Here is a 23,398-nt window from a genome sequence, read left to right as displayed (position 1 = left end):
CATGAGCACTGCATACGTTATTGATCCCCCCATCGTTCCATCGCTACCTGTAGTAGGTGATACCCGCCGTTTTGCGGTGAATCGCATCTATTGCGTTGGGCGTAACTATGCTGATCATGCCCGTGAGATGGGTCATGACCCCGATCGTGAGCCGCCATTTTTTTTTATGAAGCCGGCCAACTCAATTGTGACTGATGGTAAAGATATGCAATATCCAAACCTGTCAAATGATGTTCACCATGAGATTGAGATGGTTGTAGCGATTGGTAAGGGCGGCGTCAATATTCCTGCGGATAAAGCGTTAGAGCATGTTTATGGTTACGGAGTTGGATTGGATATGACTCGTCGTGACTTGCAAGGTGAAGCAAAAAAAATGGGTCGCCCTTGGGATACCGGCAAAGCATTTGACCAATCCGCCCCCTGTGCAGCGCTGACACCTGCCACTCAGTTTGGCCATCCTACTAAAGGCACAGTCAAACTCTTGGTCAATGGCGAAGTTCGCCAAGAGGGCGACTTAAACCAACTGATCTGGAATGTTCCTGACACCATTGCATACCTCTCTACTTTGTTCACACTTGAGCCAGGCGATTTGATTATGTCTGGTACTCCTGCAGGCGTGGGTCCTGTGAAAAAAGGTGATGTACTTGAGGGATCAGTTGAAGGTCTGAGCCCTCTGAAAATCAAGATCGTTTAGTTCTGCGATTGGTCTAACAAAAATTACTTACCAAGCCACTGAGGCGGGCGTCCTTCAAGGAAGGCATTGACTCCTTCTTTGAAGTCAACGCTGTTGTAAGTCTCGCGCATGAGTTCGGTGCAATCTGGTAAGTTGCTCTCCATCAATCGTGCCAAAGTAACTTTGCTCGCCTTTTGTGTAATTGGTGCGAGTGCCACTAATTTACTTGCCAAGGCTTCAGTGAGTTCTGTAATAGCATCAGGCGAAGTAGTTTGATAGAGATAGCCTGAGTTGAGTAACTCGGGTGCTTTAATAAGTTCTGTAGTGAGTAACATGCGCTTTACCATTGGTACGCCCAAGTGATAAGCGATCCAAGATAGATTACTAGGCGATAGACAGTTACCCAAAGTCTTTGCAACTGGAATACCAAAGCGCGCATCATCGGTCGATATTCTGAAATCACATGCAGTCGCAATGAGTAAGCCGCTACCCACTGCCAATCCTTCGATGAGTGCAATTGTCGGAATAGGCAAATGTTGGAGGGAGTGAAAAATGGTATCTACTGCAACTTCATAGGCTTCATCTTTTTGGAGGTCTACAAATTGTTCAATATCGCTGCCCGATACAAAGGCTTTATCACCAGCGCCTCTAAAAATAGCCACTCTGATTTCTGGCGTATTGGCTATGGCATCACAAATTCGTTTGAGTTCTTCATACATCGGCCAGGTCAAGGCATTACGTGCAGTGGGATTATTAAAGGTGATTCGAGCAATAGAGCCATCAAGCTGTAGGTCGATGCAGGGTGAGATGGATGTCATGATCTCATTCTAAACAAAAGACCCTTTGAGTCACTTGTTATTGGGTCTGGATCGACCTGCGATAGAATTCATTCATGTATATGTTCCTACCTTTTCTGACAGCCTTTATCGGTCTGGTCCTTGTGTGGTTTGAGAAACGTCTGGCAGGCTTGTTTGTCCTTGCTATTACCGTTGGCATTTTGATGTTCTGGTTCCGCATTCATGCGAATAACCATCTCAATCTGAATTTCTAAACAAGATGAGTAAGCATTCTTTTTCTTCCTTGGCGGGTCTTGGTAATCAGTTAGCCTTAGCTGCAATTATTGGCATGTTGTCCTATGCCTTTGTCGATCAACTCTATTTCGGTGAATTACCTTGCCCCTTGTGTCTGATGCAGCGTATGGGTTTTGTGATTATCGGCTTTGCACTAGTGCTCAATATTCGTTGTGGAGCACATTCTGCTCACTATGGCTGGGGTATCATCGGTGGCCTAGTCGGCATGATGGTGTCTTTGCGCCAAGTGCTCTTGCATGTTTTGCCAGGAGATAAAGGATTTGGAGCTACCTTTCTAGAGCTGCACTTCTACACTTGGGCTTTTGTGGCTTATCTTGGGCTTATCGCAGGACTAGCAATTCTATTGATGTTGCCTAACCGAGATGTGCGCTCGCGCTCGCTGTTTGCCAATGCATTAATCATTCTATTTATTGTTTTAGTCTTTGCTAATCTAGCATCTACTTTGTTGGAATGCGGTATTGGCCCTTGTGTTGATGATCCCGTTCAATATGATGGCTGGATTTGGTTGCGCACGCGTTTTGGTTTTTAAGTCTGTGCCTATGAAGTGTTTTCTAGCCCTGCTAGTTTTCTTGGGACTGAATCATTTCGCTTACTCCCAAACAAGCAAAGTTGATACTGCTTGGCCTAAACAGGCCATCAAAATTGTGGTGACCTTCACGCCTGGTGGGGCGCCCGATATTTTGGCGCGTGTACTGGCTGACAGTTGGCAGAAGAGTCTAGACGTTCCAGTGCTAGTAGAAAATCGTCCTGGTTATGGCGGTAATATTGGTGCTGAGCTAGTGGCGAAGAGCGAGCCAGATGGCTACACGCTTCTGATTGGCACGGTGGGCATACATACAATCAACGGTGCTCTCTATGAGAAGTTGTCTTTTCATCCGATCAATGATTTCACGCCCATTAGTTTTTTAGCCAGCACCCCCAATGTACTAGTGGTGAACAAGAAGTTAGGTGTTAACAATCTTCATGAACTGATTGAGCTCGCCAAAGCCAAACCCAATGAGCTGACTTTTGGCTCATCTGGTGTCGGCACTTCGTTGCATATGTCTGGCGAACTCTTTAAAGAAATGACGGGAGTGCAGATTCGTCACATTCCATACAAAGGTAGAGCTCAATCCTTGCCGGATCTTGTTAGTGGACGTATTTCTATGCTGTTTGACAACCTGTCTTCATCACTACCGTTGATTAAGGCGGGAGAGGTTCAGGCTTTAGCAGTAACGACTCTAAAACGCTCACCAGTAGCTCCAGAGATTCCGACCATGGCTGAGCAAGGCTTGCCTGGATTTGAGGCAACGTCTTGGTTTTCTCTTATGGCGCCAGCAAATCTACCTCCAGCCTTACAAAAGCGTTTAAATGCCTTGACTCGCCAAACCCTCAATCAGGCCGAAGTCAAAAACAAGCTTCGCGCTAGTGGTTTGGAACCGGCGCCAGGAAGTCCCCAAGAGCTCAATAAACTGATCCAATCCGAGACGAATAAATGGGCTAGGGTTATTTACAAATCAGGCGCAAAATTAGAGTAGCTGTTACACACGACAAAGTAATAAATATCTCAATAAAAGCCCAATTCCTGTCAGCCTAGATTTAGGTGAAGCGTTAAAGATAGTAGGAGGCGACCATTTAAAGGGGTCCACTATGAATACTGCTCAACTGCAATACCCATTTGGCATCTCTAAAGTGATGCTGACGCTCCTCACGGTAGCGGGATTACTTGTGCTTGCACCATTATCGGCTCAGGCGGGTAATGTCGGCTGGGCGGTTTCTGTTGGCGGGGGTTATGGAGGCGGCTATGGCGGCGGTTGGCGTCCTGTAGCATATGGGCCGGGTTATGGTGGTGGATGGGGCCCGGGCTGGAGGGGTGGTTATTACGGGCCTGCTTATGGCTACCCTTATGCTGGTGCTTACTATGCGCCACCGATTGTTTATGCAGCGCCACCAGTAGTGAGCTATGCAGCCTCTCAACAGCCGATGGTCTTAGCTTCTCAGCCTCAAGCTCCAGTTTGGTATTACTGCGAAGCGAGTGGTCAATATTTTCCATATGTACAAAGTTGTGCATCAGGTTGGCAGACTCAGCCAGCAATGCCGCCATCTGGTAGTGCGCCTACCAGACAGCAGAGACAAAACTAATTAATTAACTAATTGACTTGATTGAAAGATTGAATATGAAACGTGCTGTACTGACTTTGGCCATCATCAGCTCTTTAGCCTCTTTAGCTGCTTGCGTCTCTGCGCCAACTGGTCCAACCATCGCGATCATGCCGCGTGAAGGCAAGCCATTTGATGTGTTTCAGCAGGAAGATCAGCAGTGCCGTGATTTTGCTGCAAATGCAATTAAAGATACCAGCAATGCTTCTTTAAAAGAGGGTGCAACTAGTGCTGCAATCGGCGCAGCTATCGGCGCTGCAGCTGGTGCTGTAATTCAGGGAGGTAGCAGTCAGAACATCGGCACTGGTGCTGGCATTGGCTTGCTTGGTGGCGCAGCCATGGGTGCCATGAATGCCTCTGGTAAACAAAACCAAGCCCAGGCTCAATACAACATCGCTTATCAGCAGTGCATGTACTCTAAAGGTAATCAGGTGCCGAGTTATCCATCACAGGGAGGGGGCTCTAACTACAGACCTCCAAGCAGTGGATTTAAACCCATTCAGTAAAACAATTTACTGAGATTAAACCTCAACCGGCGGATGCGTTTTCTCAAAGCGCGCCGCCGTTTTTCTAAAGAGGTAGAGTAATAACAAGGCAGCCAATCCTAAGCTCATGCTGTTGCCAGCCCAAAAGCCGTTAGCCCCTTGTAAAAACTCTGGCGTATTGCCTAAGACATTAAAGCCCATCAAATACCCGCCACCTAAGCCCACACCCCAGAGTGAGCCCGCATAAATTAGCATAGGCCAGAAGGCAATACGATAGGCGCGCAGAATAAACGCCGCAGTAATTTGCAGGGCATCAAAGAGCTGGTAAAAAGCGATAAACAAAAAGAGTGGAATAGAGAACGCCTTCACTTCTTCCGGTGGGTCATAAAGATCTAGTAAATCCACTCTAAAAATCCAAACGATCACACCAATAAAAACACACAAAGTTGTTGTGAAGAAAACCGACGACCAGCCAATTTCTTCTGCACGTTCTTGTTTATTTGCACCAATCGATTGGGACACTAAGGTCATAGTGGCAATCGATAGTGACAAGGGCACCATGTAAATGACCGTCCCCAAATTGGCCACAATTTGATGACCTGCTAAAGCAGTAGTGCCAAGACGCGCAATAAAGAGTGACATAAAAGTGAACGAGGTCACTTCAATTAAATAGCTAAAGCCAATGGGTGCGCCCAGTTTCAGAAGAGTCCAAATGCGATGCCAGTCAGGCCAGCTAAAGCATACAAAGATTTTGAATGGCTTATAGAAGCTATCAAACAGTACAAAGCCTAGTGTGATGATGAGCCAGAACCAGCTGATGATGACTGTCGCTACTGCGCAACCGGGTCCACCCATGCCCTCAATGCCCAAGCCGCCATAAATGAATAAGAGATTGAGTGGCAGCTTTAAGCCCAAACCAATCAGTTGTACTACGGTAATCACGGTGGGTCTTGAAACCGCATTGTGAAGAGCCATGAGAACGCGCATGGTCATACTCGCTGGTAAACCAATTGCCAGAATATTCAGATACAACTTGGCCTTGCCTTCAATATCTGGTGTTACTTGAGAGATTTCTAGTAAGTGATCTGCATTGAGCAAGATCGCAGTACCCAATAAGGTAAGCCCAAGAGCGAGCCAGGTGGCTTGACGCACTTCCTCGCCAATCTCACCAAAACGCTTGGCTCCAAACAGTTGTCCAGCAATTGGGGCGAGGGCAGAGATCACGCCGGTAAGGCCAACATAGATGCTAATGAAGATAGCTGAAGCCATCGCTAGAGCAGCTAAGTCATCAGCAGAATAGCGCGCTGTCATAGCTGTATCTAAAACACCAAAGGCAATCACTGCCAGCTGACCAATCAGTAGAGGGCCAGCAAGTTTTAGTAGGGAAGGGACATCCTCGCGCAAACGCGATAATTTAAAGTGCAACACTTTTATTCTTTGCCTATGGGGGTAATTTGATAGAGGCGCAGACGCTCATCGCGATCGGATGCGCGGCGATCTTCCCAAAGTAATTCAATTTTCTTTTTATTGAGACTGGCGTATGCCTTGGCCTCTGAAGAACTGTGAGTCAACATCAGATTACAGCTGGAATCATCACGCAAAGGAAGTTTTGTGAAATAGCTAAATGAAGCTAATTGAGCTGGACCCAGATTAGTAGTGTCAATGCATCCTGGTGTATTGGCAATAATTTGAACTAAGCGATCAGAAACATAGCGATAGGTCTTAGCGTAATTAATTGTAGGTAACCACAAAGTCATTAACAGCACCCACATTAAAGTTGTGCCTGAGGCCGAGATAATCAGGCAGCGCCAGATTTCTTTCGGGGCACGAGAAGTTCTCCAGCGCACGATTGCTAACCAGACGCCGGTAATCACAAGCGCAACAATAAAACCAATGTAATTAAACTGCGCCTGAAAGCCAGGTAATAGTCTTGCCAAATTGGCAGCGGTTGATTCTGGGAAGCCGGTCACTTTTGCAAGCCAAATAATCCAAATGGCCAAAGCAATCATGGTGAAGCTAAACATCGCAAACCAGTCAATAAAGCTAATGAGGTTACGTTTCAGAATCGGCAAACTAAATGCGGCAATGATCGACAAACTCGGAATCAAAATGATGAGGTCATGTTCATTTGCCTCTAAGCGAAATAGAACATAAATCAAGCAACCAATAAACAAACTCAGCGGAATACACAGATGTGGAGCACGCCATTGCCCTGCTTCTTTTACTCGACCCCAATGTGCAAGGGAGATGATGGCTAATGGCCAAACTGGCCAGGCGTAGGCCCAGAAGTTAACGCTTAAAAAACCCAGTGATTCAATTGAAGGGGTTGCGCGCATCTCTGGCATATTGCGCCAACCTTCTTGTGCGATATGGCGCCATTCTGGTGTCAGATTACCTAAATACCAAAGCGCCGGCCAAACTGCAAAACCAATCAGACCTAGCAATGTGCTGGTTAAGGTCCAGCGAAAGCGTAACTTCGCATTGCTAGCGAGTACTGCAATGATGGTGGAGCTCACGATGATTAAGCTCAAGGTAAGGTTGCTTGAGAGAGCAACGATCGCAATACCAAGGCCAGTCCAGAGACCGCCTTGCCAAGGTTTATCTAAACCGCGCACTGTGCCGTATAAGACAATGCTGATGCCCATCAATTGCGCCATCATCGGCGTAGTCTCATGCGCACGCTGTGCAAGTCCAACGCAAGCTAAGAAAATCAATAGCGCACCATCAGCCAAAGTCATGCCGTAATTTCTACGACCAGGCTGACCACCAACTGCCAGTACCATCGGCTGAACTTCTGGACGGCGTCCTAATAGATAAGTCGCATACCAAATGGCTAGAGCAGCAGCGAAAAAGCAAATTGCTGCATAGAGGCGCGCAGCATTCGTGATGCCAAGCAATGGGCCAAACAGATCCATCAGGGTGGCGCCTAGCCAGTAGGGAAATGGTGCACCAAGAGAAACATCACGTCCCGCAAGGTGCGGAACAATCCAGTCGATTGCTTTGCCACTGTGCAAAGTCCACATGCCACCAAATCCAATGGCATCTTCGTTCTTCCAGGGATCACGCGCAAAGAGGCCGGCAAAACCATAGACCAAGGTCAACGCAAAAATAATGACGCGTGGAATAGAGGTGGTGGCGGCGGCGGTGAGTTTGACCATATAAAACTAGCAATAAAAAAGGCAGCAAACGCTGCCTTGATTATCTCGCAGGGGAGGGTGAATAGTGAATACCCAGCCCCTTTGTTAGTAAGCCTATTATTAAGCCTTCTTCTTAGCTGGCTTTTCAGCAGCTTTAGCTTCTGCAGCAGCCGCTTTTTTCTCAGCTGTTTTAGCAGCGCCATCACCAGTAGATTTAGCAACAGCCTTAGTACCGAATTTCTGACGGAATTTCTCAACACGACCGGCAGTATCCATAATCTTCTGGGTACCAGTGTAGAAAGGGTGTGACTCAGATGAAGTCTCGATCTTGGACAATGGATATTCCTTGCCATCTTCCCACTTGATTGTCTCTTTAGTAGACATAGTGGAGCGAGTCTTGAAGCTGAAGTTATTAGAAACGTCTACAAAGACGATTTCACGATATTCGGGGTGAATGCCAGGTTTCATTATTGAGTCCTATTAGCGGGCAGCCGTTTTGGCGAGGTAACAAAATACGAGACCTAAATACTTACCCAAGTTAAATGCAAATGATTAAAGCGATAAAGGCGAAATTATGCCATGAAATCAACAACAAAGCGCACTTTTACCGACTTCGAGAGCCTAAATTAGCCACCCTTACGCATTAAATCAAAGAATTCACCATTGTTTTTGGTGGATTTGAGCTTATCAACGATAAAGTTCATTGCTTCAATATCGTCCATATCAGCCAATAACTTACGCAATACCCAGATTTTCTGGAGGTTTTCTGCTTTAACCAGCAACTCTTCACGGCGGGTGCCAGACTTGTTGAGGTTAATTGATGGATAAACACGACGCTCAGCCAAACGACGCTCAAGGTGTACTTCCATATTGCCAGTACCTTTGAACTCTTCGTAGATGAGGTCATCCATACGGCTACCTGTTTCAATCAAGGCAGTGGCGATGATAGTAAGTGAACCACCTTCTTCCACGTTACGCGCGGCACCGAAGAAGCGTTTTGGACGTTGCAATGCGTTTGCATCCACACCACCAGAGAGTACTTTTCCGGATGAAGGAATGACCGTGTTGTAGGCGCGAGCCAGACGGGTAATCGAGTCAAGCAAGATGATCACGTCTTTTTTCATTTCGACTAAGCGCTTGGCTTTTTCAATCACCATCTCGGCAACTTGTACGTGACGCACAGCTGGCTCATCAAAGGTTGAGGCAACAACTTCACCACGAACCGAGCGCTGCATTTCAGTGACTTCCTCAGGACGCTCATCCACTAACAATACGATCAAGATTGCATCTGGGTTGTTTGCAGAGATCGCATGCGCGATGTGCTGCATCATCACGGTCTTACCGGACTTAGGTGAAGATACGATCAAGCCACGCTGGCCATAGCCAATCGGGGAGATCATATCGATGATGCGACCAGTTAAATTCTCTTCCGCCTTAATGTCACGCTCTAGCTGAATGACGCGATTTGGGTGCAAAGGCGTCAAGTTCTCGAACATGATGCGGTTCTTCAAGGCCTCAGGAGCCAAACCGTTGATTTTGTCTACCTTAACTAAGGCAAAGTAGCGCTCACCATCTTTAGGGGTACGAACCTCGCCTTCAACGCTGTCACCAGTGTGCAGGTTAAAGCGACGGATCTGGGCTGGGGAGATATAGATGTCATCCGGAGAAGCCATGTAAGAGGCATCTGGGGAGCGCAAGAAACCAAAGCCATCTGGCAACACTTCCAAAGTCCCGTCACCGAAAACAGATTCACCTTCCTTGGCGCGTTTCTTCAGAATGGCAAACATCAACTCTTGTTTGCGCATACGTTGTGTATTTTCAATCTCCAAGCTAGCTGCCATTTCGAGCAGGGCGGATACGTGGAGTACTTTGAGTTCAGATAATTGCATGTGGTTCTCGGGTGTAGATAAGGGTGTAAATGTGTTTTGGGGTATCTCTGTCTAGATGGACATCAGACAGAATTGAAAAGCGGAATGTTTGGGGGAGTTTGCTAGAAAAAGAGAGGCACTGAAAGTGCGTTGAACTACTAATAAAAGTAGATATTACACTAAAAACAGCTAAGAACTACTAAATACCACAGGCTCACCCAGTGAACCTGTGATCGAGGATTATTTACAGATGACTATCAATAAATGCCGTCAACTGGGATTTAGCCAAAGCGCCTACTTTTTGAGCAGCAACAGTACCGTTCTTAAAGAGGATCAATGTAGGAATGCCACGAACATTGAACTGGGCAGGAATGCCTTGGTTCTCGTCCACGTTCATCTTAGCGATTTGGATCTTGTCGCCGTATTCACCAGCCAGCTCTTCAAGGATAGGGCCGATCATCTTGCAAGGACCACACCATTCAGCCCAGAAGTCCAGGAGAACAGGTTTATCGGACTTGAGAACGTCTTCTTCGAAAGAAGCGTCAGTTACATATTTGATGCCGGCACTCATGAAAATTCCTTAATTAGTCTTACTTAGTTTTATATAGTTGCTACCTTACAGCGCTTATATTAGCAATAAGCCACACTTTCTGCCTAAATTCTCAAAAGAAGCCATAGAACTACCCTCAATGCCACGCCCATTTCCAACCCTAAACGAGCAAAAGCAGCCATACGCTTGGTCAATAGTACCCAATGCTAGTACTCTGAAGTCACTCGCCGAAGGTATTTGGAATTGTGCAGTGCAAACCAATCAACGCCCCTTAGTGGTGCTCAGTACTGCTGGGCCGCTCATGGGAGTGAGAGCAGCTTTAGAGCAGTATCGACCCAAAGTTCTACCCAGCCATATTGCCTTCCTACCCCAAGTCATGAGTTTTAACGACTGGCTAGAAGCGGCACCAGGAGCATGGAAGTTCCCAAAAAAACAAACTGATTTAGAGCGATGGTTATCTGTTTATGTCAATCTACGAAAACATAAAACTTTGCAAAGTTGGTTCAAGGCGGAGAGTGAGGCAGGGGCTTGGGGTTTAGCGCAAGCGGTAATTGATGCGTGTGATGCATTATCAGAGGCGGTTGTGCCTTTGATGCAAAACGAGATTAATGCATTAGCTCAAAACCAAACTCTCGACACGGAGCTGTGGGTAAAAAAAGTAGAAACGCTTTTAGATCAAGCGATCGCTAGAGCCTACGTTGGACTCTCTCACAAAGTTGTTGATCAAGAGTCGACTGTTTTATTGGCATTTTGGCGCTATCTCAGTAGCCCTGGTGATCCTGTCATGCGTAAACATATTGCATTGGCAGCTCACATGCAGGCAGCAGGCGCTAATCAAGCTTTAGCTAGACCTTTGATTTGGGTAGAGACCGCAGATCCCAAGCCAATTGATCAAGAAGTAATCGCCCGGTATTTACAGGAGTATTCACAATTTGCGCCTGTAGTTCATATTGGAATAGATTGGCATTCAGTAGCGCTGTGGTCCGAAGCTTTAACTGGTCAAGATGCTGAAGGGCAACTTAAACCAATAGATAGCGAACAACAGGTTCTGATTGATCGCAATATTCAAGCAAGCTTTCATGATGGATGGAAGTTGCTAGCAGCAAGACGCTTTGAGGAGCTAGCTTGGGCAGCGGCGAAGTCAATCGAAACCCACTTAATTGCTGGCAAAACAAACATCGCCTTAGTTGCACAAGATCGTTTGGCTGCAAGAAGGGCGCGTGCATTACTGTCGCGCTTTGGCCCTAGCCTTCGCATTCGTGATGAAACCGGTTGGAAGCTGTCAACTACTCGCGCCGCTGCATCGCTCAATAGTTGGTTGGAGCTGATTCGATCCCCCAAGGAAGGGCCGAGCGCAAGTGCCTTGCTGGAGTTTTTGCAAAATCCATTTTTTGATATTGCTCATGTACTGAAAAGGCCGCCAGAGGCTTGCGTCAGCCTGATTGCACAACTCGAAGATATCTTGATTGCAAGCCAAGCGAAGTCGGGTTGGGAAACCTTCCTAATGGCTATTGAGCGAGCTAACGTTTATTCATCATCGCGCGGTAGCGTACCCTATGAATCACTCTTACAGTTATTAGCTTTGTTGCAGCAGGGTCATGCGCAGTGGCAGGAGTTGAAGCTGGACTGTGAGAATGCTTATGGACTACTGCAAGTCAACTTGCTAGAGCTGGGTATGACGCAGCAATTTGAAACAGATTCTGCTGGAAAGCAATTGCTTGAAGTGCTGAAGAGTTTTGATCTCGGCGCTGGAGCTTACCGACAAGTCAATATGCGTTTGCCAGAATGGCTTAGTCTGCTCAAGACAGTCATTGAAGAGGCCTCTTATCAAGAGGCGGGACAACAAGCAGAAGCAACGCTGAGTATTTTGCCTTTGAGCTCAACACGTTTACGTGAGTTTGATGCCGTTGTCTTGGTGGGTTGCGACGAGCAACAGTTACCAGCGTTTTCTGAGCCGCCATTATTCTTCTCGGACACACTCAATCGTTTATTAAAAGCTTCGACTATTACAGCGCAATATATTCAGCAAGCTAGGGACTTATCGCAACTGCTGATCTCATGCCCTCAGGTGGATATGCTTTGGCAAAGTAAAAGCAAGAGCGGTGAACCCCTCAGGCCATCAGCTTGGATTAGTCGCTTGCGCACCCAACTTCCAGATTGGCCAATATTAGAAGTAAAGCCTGATACGCATTCAGATTACTCAGATCCATTGCAGGAGGCAGTCACAACGGTTAACCCAGATATTGCTTTACCGATCAGCATGTCTCCTAGTGCATATAAGGCCTTAAGAGATTGCCCTTATCGATACTATGTCCGCAGTATCTTGGGGTTACGTAAGGCAAAAGAATTTGAAGAAGGTTTTGATGCTTCATTAGCGGGGCAGGTTCTCCACGCCTTGCTAAAGAACTTCTTTCAAGCTTTAAAAACAGAAGAGCAAAAACCCCATTCGAGTATTACTGGGAATGAAGATGCTCGTCGTGAGTGGATGCAAGAACATCTGATAAAGCATTCTGAGAAAGAGTTCGAGCGTTTAATTAAGGGTGATGCCAGAGTCATGGGAACTTTGCGTGATTGGCAAAAGCAGATTCCCAGCTTTGTAGATTGGCAACTCAAACGTGAGTCGGAGGGTTGGCAATATCACGACGCTGAGTTGGCAGTTGGCTTCATGGTGATACTGACTGACTCTAATGGTATACAAAGAGAGATTGAGATTGCTGGGCGCGCTGACCGCTTTGACGTGAATGCTAATAATTTCGCTGCGGCTGTCATTGATTATAAGAACCAAGGTATCACCAAAATCAAGAAGCGCGCAGAGCGTCTTTTGGATGATCCGCAATTGCTCATCTATGCCCGCGCTGTGAATGAGAATGCTATTGCTGCGCATCTTCCTGGACGCACTGTTGAGCAGGCCGAATGGGTTTCATTAAAAGCAGACCTTAAGAAATCCGATGACAGGATTGTTAGGTCGCATTCAGTTGAAAATATGTCGGAGATGATGGAGCGGTTTTCAGGCCAGCTTAATGAAGATCTAGAAGTCTTATGGGCACGCAAGCCCATGAAAGCTTTTGCTCCTGATAGCGTTTGTCAGTATTGCGAAGCTAGGGGCATTTGCAGAAAGGGGATGTGGTGAGCGATAAATTTGATTACCCCGTAGCTTGCAACCCGAATAATTCAGTGATTGTGTCTGCCTGTGCTGGAAGCGGGAAGACCTGGCTCTTAGTTGCTCGCTTAGTGCGCTTGTTGCTTGCGGGCGCTAAGCCTCAAGAGATCCTGGCGCTGACCTTTACTCGTAAAGCCGCTCAAGAAATGCGCGACCGCCTATACGGATTGTTAGAACAGTTTTCTCAAATGGATGACAAGCAACTCATTCATGAGCTCAAGATCAGGGGTTTGGAAGATACAGAGGCTAAGAACTTGCTATCGCAAGCAAGGGGGCTTTATCTCAAGGTCTTGATGAGTCCCCAATCAATTGTGATTGATACCTTTCATGGATGGTTCGGCAGACTGCTTGGAGCGGCACCAATCTCAGCAGAGGTGCAGCCAGGATTTAATCTTCGTGAAGATGCTAAGCGCTTACAAGAAGAGTGCATGCAAGATTGGTGGGGAGATTTGCCTGCTGATCTTAAAAAACACTATGACGTATTACTTAAAGAGTTTGGTGCTTTTGAAACCGAAAAGTTTTTGATGGGTAGCTACAGCCTCTTTAAGCAAAGAGGTGCTTGGACGTTTTTCTTGGCCTCATGCAGGGCTAGGGGTGCTTCCCCAGTTGACGCTTTGGCGCAATGCCTACCGCATTTATCTTTACCAAACCCCCTAGAAGAATTTTGGCAACGGCCTGGCACCAAAGAAGATTTACAGGTGATGCTCGATTGCTTCACCAATGGCACCGCTACTCAAAAGAAAAGGGTGCCATTGATTCAGAAGGCGATTGAACTTCATGCTACAGGACAATCGATCATGGAGATTGCAGATGCATGGCAAAGCTGTTTTTTCACTCAGAAGCGCGCTCCATCAGGCGATATAGCCAATATGTCTGCCCCTATGCGTGATTACCTTGCTACAACTGGTGGCGATCCGATGCAGATTACCTCCATTCGAAATGCTTGGGTAGATGCATATGAAGTATGGTTTGCCTGGCAAAACGATCAAGATGCTTATGCGATTAACGCTGCTTGGTTTGCGATGAGTGAAGTCATGTTGGGGCACATGCAAAAGACGAAAGAGTCGATGCGTGTGCGTGACTTTGATGACTTAGAGATTGGTGTAAGCCAGCTAATGGCTGATCCAGCTAACGCGGCCTATCTGCAAGCCAGGCTAGATGCAAAGTACAGCCACATTCTGATTGATGAGTTTCAGGATACTAATCCACTGCAATGGCAGATCCTGCGATCCTGGTTAGAGGGTTATGGACAAGACGGCTCTCGTCCCAGCGTATTTATTGTTGGTGATCCCAAGCAGTCGATCTATCGCTTCCGCCGTGCCGATCCCAGATTATTTGATAGCGCCAGAGATTTTTTAACTGCCAACTTGCAAGCTAAATCACTCCAAAAAAACACCACTCGCAGAAATGCACATGCAATTAACGATGCAGTTAACAGCATCTTTTTAACGGATGCCGTTCCACCAAGCTATGTGTTTGCCAAGCAAGATACTGACTGGAAGGCGCCAACAGAAGGAATTGCTGAGCATCAGTTTGCCGCTAAGGGTGAGGCGATGCTATTGCCACTGATTGAGCGTACAGCACAAGATCAAGTAGGGCGAACTGGTAGTGCGCTAGATAATCCTATTGAAGATGCAGGGCTCACTGTGGGCGTGCAGCAGCGCTACTGGGAAGGTCAGCAAGTTAGTCGCTTGATTCATCATGTTTTGGCAACACGCCAAGTGATTGATAAAAAAGATGGCAAAGACTATTGGCGCCCAGCAAGAGCAAGTGACTTTATCTTGCTCGTCAAACGTCGTGCCTTTTTACCGCAATTTGAGCGAGCACTGCGCGAAGCAGGCTTGGCTTACGATAGTTCTCGCTTAGGCGGCCTCCTCAATACTCTAGAGATTGATGACTTAATTGCTTTACTGACTGTTTTAGTATCCCCAAGACACGACTTGCCATTGGCGCAAGTATTGCGCAGTCCTATCTTTGGTTTTACTGATCAGCAAATGCAAAAGCTCAGTAGTCATGTCGGGGATAGTCAAAGTGACAGCCAAGGCCAAACTCAATCTTCTTGGTGGGATGCTTTACAAAGTAGTTCTCAGGCAGAACTTCAGAAGGCGGCGCGCTATTTAGAGCGCTGGAGAGGACTAGGAGAAGTATTACCTGTACATGACCTGCTGGATCTGATCTACCAAGAGAGTAATTTACGAGTTAGTTATGCCGTGGCTTCGCAAAATCTAGCGCGTGCACAGGTACTAGCTAATTTAGATGCTTTCTTGGAGCTCGCCTTAAATCAGGATGGCGGTCGTTACCCAAGTTTGAGTCGTTTTATCGAAGAGATTAATGCCATGCGTCGGGGTGACGATGATGAGACTCCGGATGAAGGCGATGTGGAAGTAGAGACTGAAGATGACATTGGTGAAGTGGATCTCGATAGCGAAATGTCCGAGGAGGATCAACACAAGCGTGTGCGCCTCATGACCATCCATGGTGCCAAGGGCTTGGAGGCGCCTTTTATCATCATGCTCGATGCGAATCATACTGAGTGGAAAGCACCTAATCGTGGCGTACTACTCGATTGGTCTCCAGATGAGACTAGTCCAAGTCATCTATCTCTGTATACCGCAAAGTCTTTGACTGAGAAGCGCGCAGCGATCTATCAAAAGGAAAATGAAGTGAGTGAGAATGAAAATTGGAACGTTCTGTACGTTGCAATGACTCGCGCACAGCAAGGCTTATGGATTAGTGGTGTGCAATCTCACATTGGAGATGGTATTAGCCAAAAATCTTGGTACGGCAGAGCGCTTGCGGCGGGTATGGAGATCTTGGATGCTACCCAGTTAGGTGAAGTACCAGCCCAAGAGCAAGAGAAAGTAATTCCTAGCGATCGTGAATCATTTCAGATAAATCACTTCCAATTGTCATGGGATGCAGCCAAGCAATCTCACGAAGAAACTATTGCCAACATTGAGAGCGGTGCGCTAGCCATTGCCACAAATGCAAAAGAGCAAGTGCAACTAGAAGCGCAGCCCGATCCAGAAATTCTGGAAGAGGGAACGCATTTCCATAAACTACTGGAGTTCTTGACTACACACTCCGGCAGTCAAGCAACAGTGCAAATGCCAAGCGAGCAAGAGCTCATGCATTGGCTCAGCATCGATCAAGAGCGTGCCAAAAAACTCATGGAGCGTGTCCGGCTTGTCATGGATGCACCCATACTCAAACCCTACCTTACGGACAATCAGTGGGTACAGGCCTGGAATGAGATTGATGTTGTTAGTCTAGATGGCAAAAGCTTTCGCTTAGATCGCTTAGTGGAGTTTGAGGATCACTTGGCCATCCTCGACTACAAGCTCACAATCCCCGAGACGGGTAGTGAGGCGTATAACAAGTACCGGGCACAACTCAATAACTACAAACAAGAGCTGGCCAGAATACGCCCAGATAAGCCGGCTAAGGCCTATTTAATCTCTGCTAAGGGCGAAATTTCTGAAGTAGATTAAGCTCTTACCCTCTTGAAATCCACCCTAAAGACCCTATATAAGTAGGGAATAGCAAAAATCCCCAAACTAGGGATAATGAAATTTACACAAAACATCCTACAAGGAGTCTTGATGAACATTCGTAAGGTAATCCATTTATTTGTTGGCGTGTTCGCAGCTGCGGTACTGTTAACTAGCAACGCCGCATTTGCCGAGGCCACTTTGCCAGAGGTATATAAAGCGGTGCAATCTGGGCAGATGGCTAAAGCCGATGCCATGATGAAAGAGGTTCTGCAAAATCATCCGAATAGTGCAAAGGCACACTACGTGGCATCTGAGCTTTATCTCAAAGAAGGTAAGGTAGAGGTAGCGCGCAATCATTTCATTAAAGCGCAAAACTTGGCTCCTGGTTTGCCATTTGCTCAGCCTGAGTCTGTGCAAAAACTGCAAGTGCAACTCGCCAGTAGCGCAGGTAGTTCTGTTGCTAGTTCAGCCCCATCTTCCATTTTTAGCAATCCACTTTTTTGGGGTTTGATTGCCATCTTGGTAGTAGGCGTCGTTATTGTGATGAAGCGTCGTAAAGCGCAAGCAGTACAGGTCTATAACGCCCCAAGCGCTGGTTACCCTGGAACTCCGGGCGGCCCTGCTGGCTATCCTGGTGGTCCCGGTGGCCCTGGCGGTCCTGGATACCCTGGAGCACCAGCAGCAGGTGGTATGGGTAGCGGCTTGATGGGTAGTCTTGCCACTGGTGCCGCACTAGGTGCTGGTATGTATGCTGGTCAGGCCTTAGCCAGCAACCTCATGGGTGGTCACGATAACGGACATTCCAATGCTGGTTCTAACCCCAATATGAACCAAGTGGGTGGCCCGGCATCTTTAGATCCAAACTTTGGTGTGCGTGATGCCAGCTCTTGGGATGATGGTGGCTCAAGCTCATGGGATGACAATAGCGGTGGTGATTTTATGAGTGATGTTTAATTCTCACTTTGCCCACAAAACAAAAGCTACCGACATGGTAGCTTTTGTTTTTATGAAGATAAATTAATGTATTGCTTTATCAACTGATTAGGTGATTACTTAATCATCCCAGCATTCTTTGCATCTTCCATTGCCTGAGGGATTTTCTCTTTCATAAACGCAGGCATTTTTGAGAGTGGGACATCTACAATTACGAATCCTGAGTCTTCTAGTTTCTTCTTCGTTTCTGGATCGGCATTGAGCTGTGCAAAATAATCAGACATTTTTTGCTGCAAGACTAGTGGCGTAGCCTTGGGTACTGCAACACCGCGGTAAGCGCCATCCACCCAGTTCAAGCCCAATTCTTTAAACGTGGGCACATCTGGTAGGGCGGGATTCCGTTTTTCAGTAGCAATTGCGAGTGTACGCACCTTAGATTTTTGCTGAATCGCTAGGGGGAGATAACCCATGGCGCCATCTACGTGCATCCCAATTAAGGCGGTAATTAAATCTCCAGTACCTTTAAACGGAACGTAATTAATTTTTACGCCTGCCAATTTATTTAGACGCTCTACTGCCATGTGATTTGCAGAGTATTGTGCAGAGCCAGCAAGATTGATCTTGCCAGGTTCTTTTTTAGCAGCAGCAATAAACTCTTGATAGGTTTTGTAGGGGCTATCAGCAGAGACCATGAGGGCGTCTGGAGTGAAGTGGTAGTAGTAAATTGCGCTGATGTCCTCAGTCTTGTACTGAATGCCTTCTTGTAATGGCTGTAAGATCGTATGGGGAATATTGACGCCAACTACGGTAGTGCCATCAGCGGGATAGGTATTGAGAGCACTCCATACAAGTGCGCCACCGGCACCTGCGCGATTCATGACCACCATTGGTTGCTTGAACTTTTTAGCAGAAATATCCGCTTGATATCGTGCCACCAAGTCCGACTCTCCAGCGGGTGGGAAGGGGATGATGTATTGGATAGTTTTATCAGGAAATGGCTGTGCACTGACCACTGAGATAAAGCCTAAAGAGAGCACAGCAAACTTCATTAGTGAAAATACGTTCATTTTGATATCTCCTTAATTACTGCATTAGTAACATCACTCATCATTGCAGATCCTCCTAAATCCCGGGTATGTAATTGAGGATTGGCAGTGACAACTTCAATTGCTTGCATGAGTTTTTTGCCAAGCTCCTCTTCTCCCAAGAAGTCGAGCATCATGACTGCGGACCAAAATGTACCAATGGGATTTGCCAAGCCCTGACCCATAATGTCAAATGCTGAACCATGAATCGGTTCAAACATTGATGGATACCGCCTTTCGGGATCCAGATTGGCGGTAGGGGCAATGCCCAAGCTGCCAGCAAGAGCTGCCGCCAAGTCACTCAAAACATCCGCATGCAAATTAGTGGCCACAATCGTATCTAGTGATTCAGGACGATTGACCATGCGGGCGGTAGCAGCATCGACCAGTTCTTTATCCCAGGTGACATCCGGAAAATCTTTGGCTACCAGCTGAGCGATTTCATCCCACATCACCATGCCGTGTCGCTGGGCATTGGACTTGGTAATGACGGTGAGGTGTTTACGGGGTCGAGACTGCGCGAGCTTAAAGGCAAAGCGCTGTACACGCTCTACGCCAACGCGCGTCATGATGCTCATATCGGACGCCACTTCAATCGGGTGACCTTGGTGGGCTCTGCCACCCACCCCGGAATACTCGCCTTCAGAGTTCTCCCGCACAATCACCCAGTCCAGTTGTTCCGGCTTGCAATTGCGCAAGGGAGTTTGAATGCCAGGAAGAATGCGAGTGGGGCGCACATTGGCATATTGATCAAAGCCTTGGCAAATCTTGAGACGCAAACCCCACAGCGTAATGTGATCCGGAATATCAGGGTCACCAGCCGAACCAAATAAGATGGCATCTTTAGAGCGCAGGGGTTCTAGACCGTCATTAGGCATCATGATGCCGTGCTTGCGGTAGTAGTCGCCACCCCAATCAAAGCGCTCAAAGGCAAAGGCCACCTGAGGATGTTTTTTACTTAAAGCATTTAATACTTTCTCGCATTCAGGGATAACTTCTTTGCCAATGCCATCACCCGGAATCGAGGCTATTTTGTAAGTCTTCATTCATCTCCTACTACTTTTTTATTAGTGCATGCGCTTGAACATGCATCTTCATCATCATTATGTGGGGCTTCCCCCGCTAAAGAACTTGGGGTTTATGACTAGAAAAAAGGGGGGATCAGCAGCAAAACAACAAAAACAGAGTCATTTTTAAGGTTTTTACATATACTGTATGGATATACAGTATATTAATAAATATGACGACTCAGCTGATCTCCCCAAAATCGACCTTAAGCCAGGCTCCACAAGCCCTAAGGACCCATTCTGCATATGAGTTCAAGCTATTAAGTCACCGTATTTCAGCCGGATTTCCGAGTCCAGCGGCCGATTATGCCGAGGAAGGCCTAGATCTCAACAGCTATTTAGTCCAAAACAAGCCAGCCACCTTCATGTTTACCGTCAAAGGAGACTCGATGATGGGCGCGGGCATTTGTGATGGCGACAAGGTGGTGGTGGATAAAGCGCTGAAGCCAAAACATAAAGACATTGTCGTTGCGGTAGTGGACGATGAGTACACCATCAAACGCCTTTACCAATTGCGTGGCAAAACCGAGTTACAGCCAGAGAACCCCAATTACGAGCCCATTACCTTTAATGAGAACAGCGAACTCCAAATCTGGGGTGTGGTCGTTGGGGTAGTGCGCAAGTACAGCCACGCTAGCAGCAGAAACGGCAGATCCGCATGAACCAAGCCGGCCAAACCAATCAACTCTTCGCACTGGTCGATGTAAACAATTTCTATGTGTCTTGCGAGCGTGTCTTTGCTCCCAAACTAGAAGATGTGCCAATGGTGGTTCTATCGAATAACGATGGTTGCGCCGTAGCGCGTAGTGCTGAAGTCAAAGCGCTGGGTGTGAAGATGGGGACGCCTTGGTTTCAGATGAAAGATCTGGCTCAGCAACATGGCATCCAAGCCTATTCATCAAACTACACCTTGTATGGCGATATGAGTGGCAGGGTAGTAGAGGTCTTAAGAAAGTTCACACCCAATTTAGAGATCTACAGCATTGACGAGAGCTTTCTGCAAATCGAGACAGTACTCAAGCAATATGCTGATCCCACTAGCTTGGGTCAAATCATCAAGCAAGATGTTAAAGACACCACAGGCTTGCCCGTATGCGTTGGTATCGGGGCTAGTAAGACGCTCGCTAAGTTGGCCAATCACTTGGCTAAAAAGAATCCTCAGTTTGCTGGTGTGTGTGACATCAGTTCTATGCCCAAAGCAATGCTCTATCAGTGGATGGCCGAGACAGCAGTAGGTGAGGTGTGGGGTATTGGTGGGAAGACTGCCAAGAAACTCAAAGAGCTCAAGATCAATAGCGTATTTGATTTAGTGCAAATATCGCCACAAGCTATGCGTCAACAGTTTGGCGTTGTGATCGAGCGTATTTGCTATGAGTTGCGCGGCGTATCTTGCCTGCAATTAGAAGAAGTGGCGCCAGCTAAACAACAAATTATTTCCTCAAGAAGTTTTGGTAAGCCAGTGGCTTCAATGGAAGGTTTGTCTGAGTCTGTTGCCACTCATGCCGCAAGAGGTGCTGAGAAACTCAGAAGCCAGAAGTCAGTTACGGGCGCGCTCACGATCTTTGTACAAACTAATCCGCACAAACCATTTGAGCCGCAGCATCATCAAAGCATCACAGTGGTACTGAGTGATCCTAGCGATAACACCTTAACTCTCACAAGCGCTGCATTAAAAGGCTTGAGGCAAATCTACAAGACAGGCTTTAAGTATAAGAAAGCAGGAGTCATTCTGAATCTCTTGGCCGACAAACCCACGATGCAGCAATCCCTATTTGATGACATGGAAGTCAAAGGCAAGTCCGCCGGTCTTATGAAAGCCATGGATTCGATCAATAGTCGTTTTGGTAATGCAGCCATCAAAACCGCTGCATCCGGAACCAAGCAAGACTGGAAGATGCGATCAGGTAACAAATCACCGAACTACACCACGCAGTGGGATGAGTTGCCGGTAGTGCGCTAAAGAACCACGTAAAGAAAAAGTAAAAAAATGATGAAAAAAATGAATAAAAAACAACAAATAACGAAGCAAATTTTACTGGCTCATTTTGTGAGCTAGTAAGTCAATATTCTGAATACATAGAAACAAAACGGCAGTAAATAGTAGTAACAAAATCTCATTAACTTAGACACGCACCAGGAGAAATCAAATGGAACTATTAAATAACTTTAACGGCATCTCACTTGCAGTGATTATGGTTTTGTCTTACTGCGCAGTCTTAAAAAATACCAAGCGCAATGAGCAAAAAAAGTCACGTATGTTTAGCCGTCACTATCAGTAAGAATAATCAGTAAAAGTAGCAAGAATCAGCAGTAGGCCAATAAGCGGGAATAAGGAAATCACGGATTCCTTATTCCCTGCCAAAGGCAAGGCAAAGCAAAGAGATCAATATTTCAGCATAATGACGCAAGAAACTAGGTATTTATATGTAATAGAAATGCCTTAAATATCGTTAAAATGACGCTATGACTGAAGACAAACAAACCTTTTTAGATAAGAAATTACGCCCTTTACCGCGCTGGATATTCATGTCCCGTTGGTTGCAAGCGCCACTCTATATTGGCTTAATCGTAGCCCAAGGCGTTTATGTTTGGCAGTTCTGGTTAGAGTTGGCACATCTCATCAGCATGATGTCAGAGAAAAACATGACAGAAACCGCACTCATGCTCATTGTGTTGGGTTTGATTGATGTGGTGATGATCTCTAATTTGCTGGTGATGGTCATCGTCGGCGGTTGGGAAACCTTTGTTTCTCGTTTAGAGCTGGAGAATCATCCAGATCAACCTGAGTGGCTATCGCATGTCAATGCAGGCGTACTTAAGGTGAAGCTGGCAACGGCAATTATTGGTATCTCATCGATTCATTTGCTCAAGACCTTTATTAATGCATCTTCGCATGATGAAAAAACTTTGCTGTGGCAAACCGTCATTCACATGACTTTTGTATTTTCAGCTCTCGCGATTGCCTATACAGAAAAGCTCGTAGCCTCAGCGCATCAGAAGCACTAAATTAATTAGAGCTTAATAGAGCTTAAAAAACTTAAGCCTGTAAGGCCTTACGAAGGTACTCAGAGACATTGTCTTGACGCAGCATCCATTGCTTGTAATCGGATGGCACTTGACTGATTAATTCACCTTTGTGTTTACCAAAAGGCATGATCGTCGGAATGCGTGCTTTTTCTGACATTTCCCATAAGGCATCCAAAGAGCTCGGGTGCAAGCGATCAATAATGTGCCCTAATATCTTAGAGCAGATCCAGACATCAGCTAACGCGCTGTGTGCATCACGCAGTTGCTCTCTAGCAGTCGAACGTTCAAAGTGATAGAGCAGGGCACTTTGGGTGTGACTATCTAGATCCGGCCAAAGACTGCGAGCAAGCGCCAGAGTGCAAATGCGTTTGACATCCGGTTTACCAATGGCCTCCCAATCAAAATCAACGCTATGACCGATGATGTATTGAATACCAGTAGGTAATTTGAACGAGCTGCTAGATGGGCAGTCTACTAGCTCTTCATCCATGATGTGGTGGGTTGCTAGTGCACCTAGGCTAATCGGTTTGCCTGGGTTGTAACGTTGTACCCAGGGATTACCAACAGATAATGGATTAATAGAGGTGACATCTAATGAGGCCGCTTCAATAATGACGGCATCCGTCTTATCAGTAGCTTCAACATCAAAAATAATGGCTTGGGTCATAAAAATCTTAAAAAGAGAATGG

The 23,398-nt window shown here is 46.6% G+C and carries 22 protein-coding genes; 13 read left to right on the top strand and 9 right to left on the bottom strand.

The window, feature by feature from the left end:
* Position 1 precedes the first annotated feature (1 nt).
* Complete coding sequence (locus CL55_RS06320; RefSeq protein ID WP_046330331.1) at positions 2–694, top strand: fumarylacetoacetate hydrolase family protein; 693 nt, start codon at positions 2–4, stop codon at positions 692–694.
* A gap of 23 nt (positions 695–717) precedes the next feature.
* Here the strand turns inward: CL55_RS06320 and CL55_RS06315 are convergent, their stop codons facing one another.
* On the bottom strand, positions 718–1,491 hold the full coding sequence (locus tag CL55_RS06315; RefSeq protein ID WP_046330330.1) for an enoyl-CoA hydratase/isomerase family protein: 774 nt from the start codon (positions 1,489–1,491) through the stop codon (positions 718–720).
* Positions 1,492–1,565: 74 nt separating this feature from the next.
* Between CL55_RS06315 and CL55_RS10695 the strand changes: the two genes are divergently transcribed.
* The 5 genes from CL55_RS10695 to CL55_RS06295 all read left to right on the top strand — a co-directional run bounded on the left by CL55_RS10695 (position 1,566) and on the right by CL55_RS06295 (position 4,409).
* Positions 1,566–1,724 carry a DUF5993 family protein gene (locus tag CL55_RS10695; RefSeq protein ID WP_170216999.1) on the top strand — a complete coding sequence of 53 codons (159 nt, stop codon included), beginning with the start codon at positions 1,566–1,568 and terminating at the stop codon, positions 1,722–1,724.
* 5 nt (positions 1,725–1,729) lie between these two features.
* Positions 1,730–2,293 carry a disulfide bond formation protein B gene (locus CL55_RS06310; RefSeq protein ID WP_046330329.1) on the top strand — a complete coding sequence of 188 codons (564 nt, stop codon included), beginning with the start codon at positions 1,730–1,732 and terminating at the stop codon, positions 2,291–2,293.
* A complete protein-coding gene (locus tag CL55_RS06305) occupies positions 2,238–3,281 on the top strand; it encodes a Bug family tripartite tricarboxylate transporter substrate binding protein (RefSeq protein WP_237150471.1) in 1,044 nt (347 codons plus the stop codon). The genes CL55_RS06310 and CL55_RS06305 overlap by 56 nt, the downstream gene beginning before the upstream one ends.
* Before the next feature lie 112 nt (positions 3,282–3,393).
* Positions 3,394–3,885: a hypothetical protein gene (locus tag CL55_RS06300; RefSeq protein WP_052728786.1), complete on the top strand. Its 492-nt coding sequence runs from the start codon at positions 3,394–3,396 to the stop codon at positions 3,883–3,885.
* A 35-nt stretch (positions 3,886–3,920) separates the two neighbouring features.
* On the top strand, positions 3,921–4,409 hold the full coding sequence (locus CL55_RS06295; RefSeq protein ID WP_046330328.1) for a glycine zipper family protein: 489 nt from the start codon (positions 3,921–3,923) through the stop codon (positions 4,407–4,409).
* Between the two features lie 15 nt (positions 4,410–4,424).
* On the opposite strand, the gene CL55_RS06290 is transcribed toward CL55_RS06295, so the two are convergent.
* The 5 genes from CL55_RS06290 to trxA all read right to left on the bottom strand — a co-directional run bounded on the left by CL55_RS06290 (position 4,425) and on the right by trxA (position 9,964).
* Entirely contained in the window at positions 4,425–5,816 is a 1,392-nt protein-coding gene (locus tag CL55_RS06290; protein WP_046330327.1) for an MATE family efflux transporter, read from the bottom strand.
* Between the two features lie 2 nt (positions 5,817–5,818).
* Positions 5,819–7,546, bottom strand: coding sequence for an ArnT family glycosyltransferase (locus CL55_RS06285; RefSeq protein ID WP_046330326.1), 1,728 nt, complete (start codon positions 7,544–7,546; stop codon positions 5,819–5,821).
* Between the two features lie 99 nt (positions 7,547–7,645).
* Positions 7,646–7,993: a type B 50S ribosomal protein L31 gene (locus CL55_RS06280; RefSeq protein WP_046330325.1), complete on the bottom strand. Its 348-nt coding sequence runs from the start codon at positions 7,991–7,993 to the stop codon at positions 7,646–7,648.
* A 158-nt stretch (positions 7,994–8,151) separates the two neighbouring features.
* Complete coding sequence (rho, locus tag CL55_RS06275) at positions 8,152–9,414, bottom strand: transcription termination factor Rho (protein ID WP_046330324.1); 1,263 nt, start codon at positions 9,412–9,414, stop codon at positions 8,152–8,154.
* Positions 9,415–9,637: 223 nt separating this feature from the next.
* Positions 9,638–9,964: a thioredoxin TrxA gene (gene trxA / locus CL55_RS06270; RefSeq protein ID WP_046330323.1), complete on the bottom strand. Its 327-nt coding sequence runs from the start codon at positions 9,962–9,964 to the stop codon at positions 9,638–9,640.
* A 118-nt stretch (positions 9,965–10,082) separates the two neighbouring features.
* On the opposite strand from trxA, the gene CL55_RS06265 reads away from it, so the two are divergent.
* From CL55_RS06265 to CL55_RS06255, 3 genes are all read left to right on the top strand, one after another.
* Positions 10,083–13,073: a PD-(D/E)XK nuclease family protein gene (locus CL55_RS06265; protein ID WP_046330322.1), complete on the top strand. Its 2,991-nt coding sequence runs from the start codon at positions 10,083–10,085 to the stop codon at positions 13,071–13,073.
* Positions 13,070–16,594 (top strand): UvrD-helicase domain-containing protein, encoded by a 3,525-nt coding sequence (locus CL55_RS06260; RefSeq protein WP_082091907.1) that lies wholly within the window; start codon positions 13,070–13,072, stop codon positions 16,592–16,594. The genes CL55_RS06265 and CL55_RS06260 overlap by 4 nt, the downstream gene beginning before the upstream one ends.
* Before the next feature lie 111 nt (positions 16,595–16,705).
* The gene (locus tag CL55_RS06255; protein WP_046330320.1) at positions 16,706–17,551 is read left to right on the top strand and encodes a tetratricopeptide repeat protein; all 846 of its coding nucleotides are present in this window, start codon (positions 16,706–16,708) and stop codon (positions 17,549–17,551) included.
* 95 nt (positions 17,552–17,646) lie between these two features.
* On the opposite strand, the gene CL55_RS06250 is transcribed toward CL55_RS06255, so the two are convergent.
* Both CL55_RS06250 and CL55_RS06245 read right to left on the bottom strand, forming a co-directional pair.
* Positions 17,647–18,597 (bottom strand): tripartite tricarboxylate transporter substrate binding protein, encoded by a 951-nt coding sequence (locus tag CL55_RS06250; protein ID WP_046330319.1) that lies wholly within the window; start codon positions 18,595–18,597, stop codon positions 17,647–17,649.
* Entirely contained in the window at positions 18,594–19,661 is a 1,068-nt protein-coding gene (locus CL55_RS06245; protein ID WP_046330318.1) for a tartrate dehydrogenase, read from the bottom strand. The genes CL55_RS06250 and CL55_RS06245 overlap by 4 nt, the downstream gene beginning before the upstream one ends.
* A gap of 194 nt (positions 19,662–19,855) precedes the next feature.
* On the opposite strand from CL55_RS06245, the gene CL55_RS06240 reads away from it, so the two are divergent.
* The 4 genes from CL55_RS06240 (at position 19,856) to CL55_RS06230 (ending at position 22,688) form a co-directional block, all read left to right on the top strand.
* Positions 19,856–20,344, top strand: coding sequence for a LexA family protein (locus CL55_RS06240; RefSeq protein WP_082091905.1), 489 nt, complete (start codon positions 19,856–19,858; stop codon positions 20,342–20,344).
* On the top strand, positions 20,341–21,642 hold the full coding sequence (locus CL55_RS06235; protein WP_046330316.1) for a Y-family DNA polymerase: 1,302 nt from the start codon (positions 20,341–20,343) through the stop codon (positions 21,640–21,642). Before CL55_RS06240 ends, CL55_RS06235 begins: the two co-directional genes overlap by 4 nt.
* 187 nt (positions 21,643–21,829) lie before the next feature.
* Positions 21,830–21,961, top strand: coding sequence for a hypothetical protein (locus tag CL55_RS10845; protein ID WP_257719923.1), 132 nt, complete (start codon positions 21,830–21,832; stop codon positions 21,959–21,961).
* A 184-nt stretch (positions 21,962–22,145) separates the two neighbouring features.
* Positions 22,146–22,688 carry a TIGR00645 family protein gene (locus CL55_RS06230; protein ID WP_046330315.1) on the top strand — a complete coding sequence of 181 codons (543 nt, stop codon included), beginning with the start codon at positions 22,146–22,148 and terminating at the stop codon, positions 22,686–22,688.
* 31 nt (positions 22,689–22,719) lie between these two features.
* Here the strand turns inward: CL55_RS06230 and CL55_RS06225 are convergent, their stop codons facing one another.
* Positions 22,720–23,376, bottom strand: a complete 657-nt coding sequence (locus CL55_RS06225; RefSeq protein WP_046330314.1) for a putative quorum-sensing-regulated virulence factor — start codon at positions 23,374–23,376, stop codon at positions 22,720–22,722.
* Positions 23,377–23,398 lie beyond the last annotated feature (22 nt).

Source organism: Polynucleobacter duraquae (assembly GCF_000973625.1).
In the GTDB taxonomy this organism is placed as follows: Bacteria; Pseudomonadota; Gammaproteobacteria; order Burkholderiales; family Burkholderiaceae; genus Polynucleobacter; species Polynucleobacter duraquae.
The sequence above is the reverse complement of the archived record's forward strand: the minus strand, read 5'-3'. Positions and strand labels throughout refer to the sequence as shown.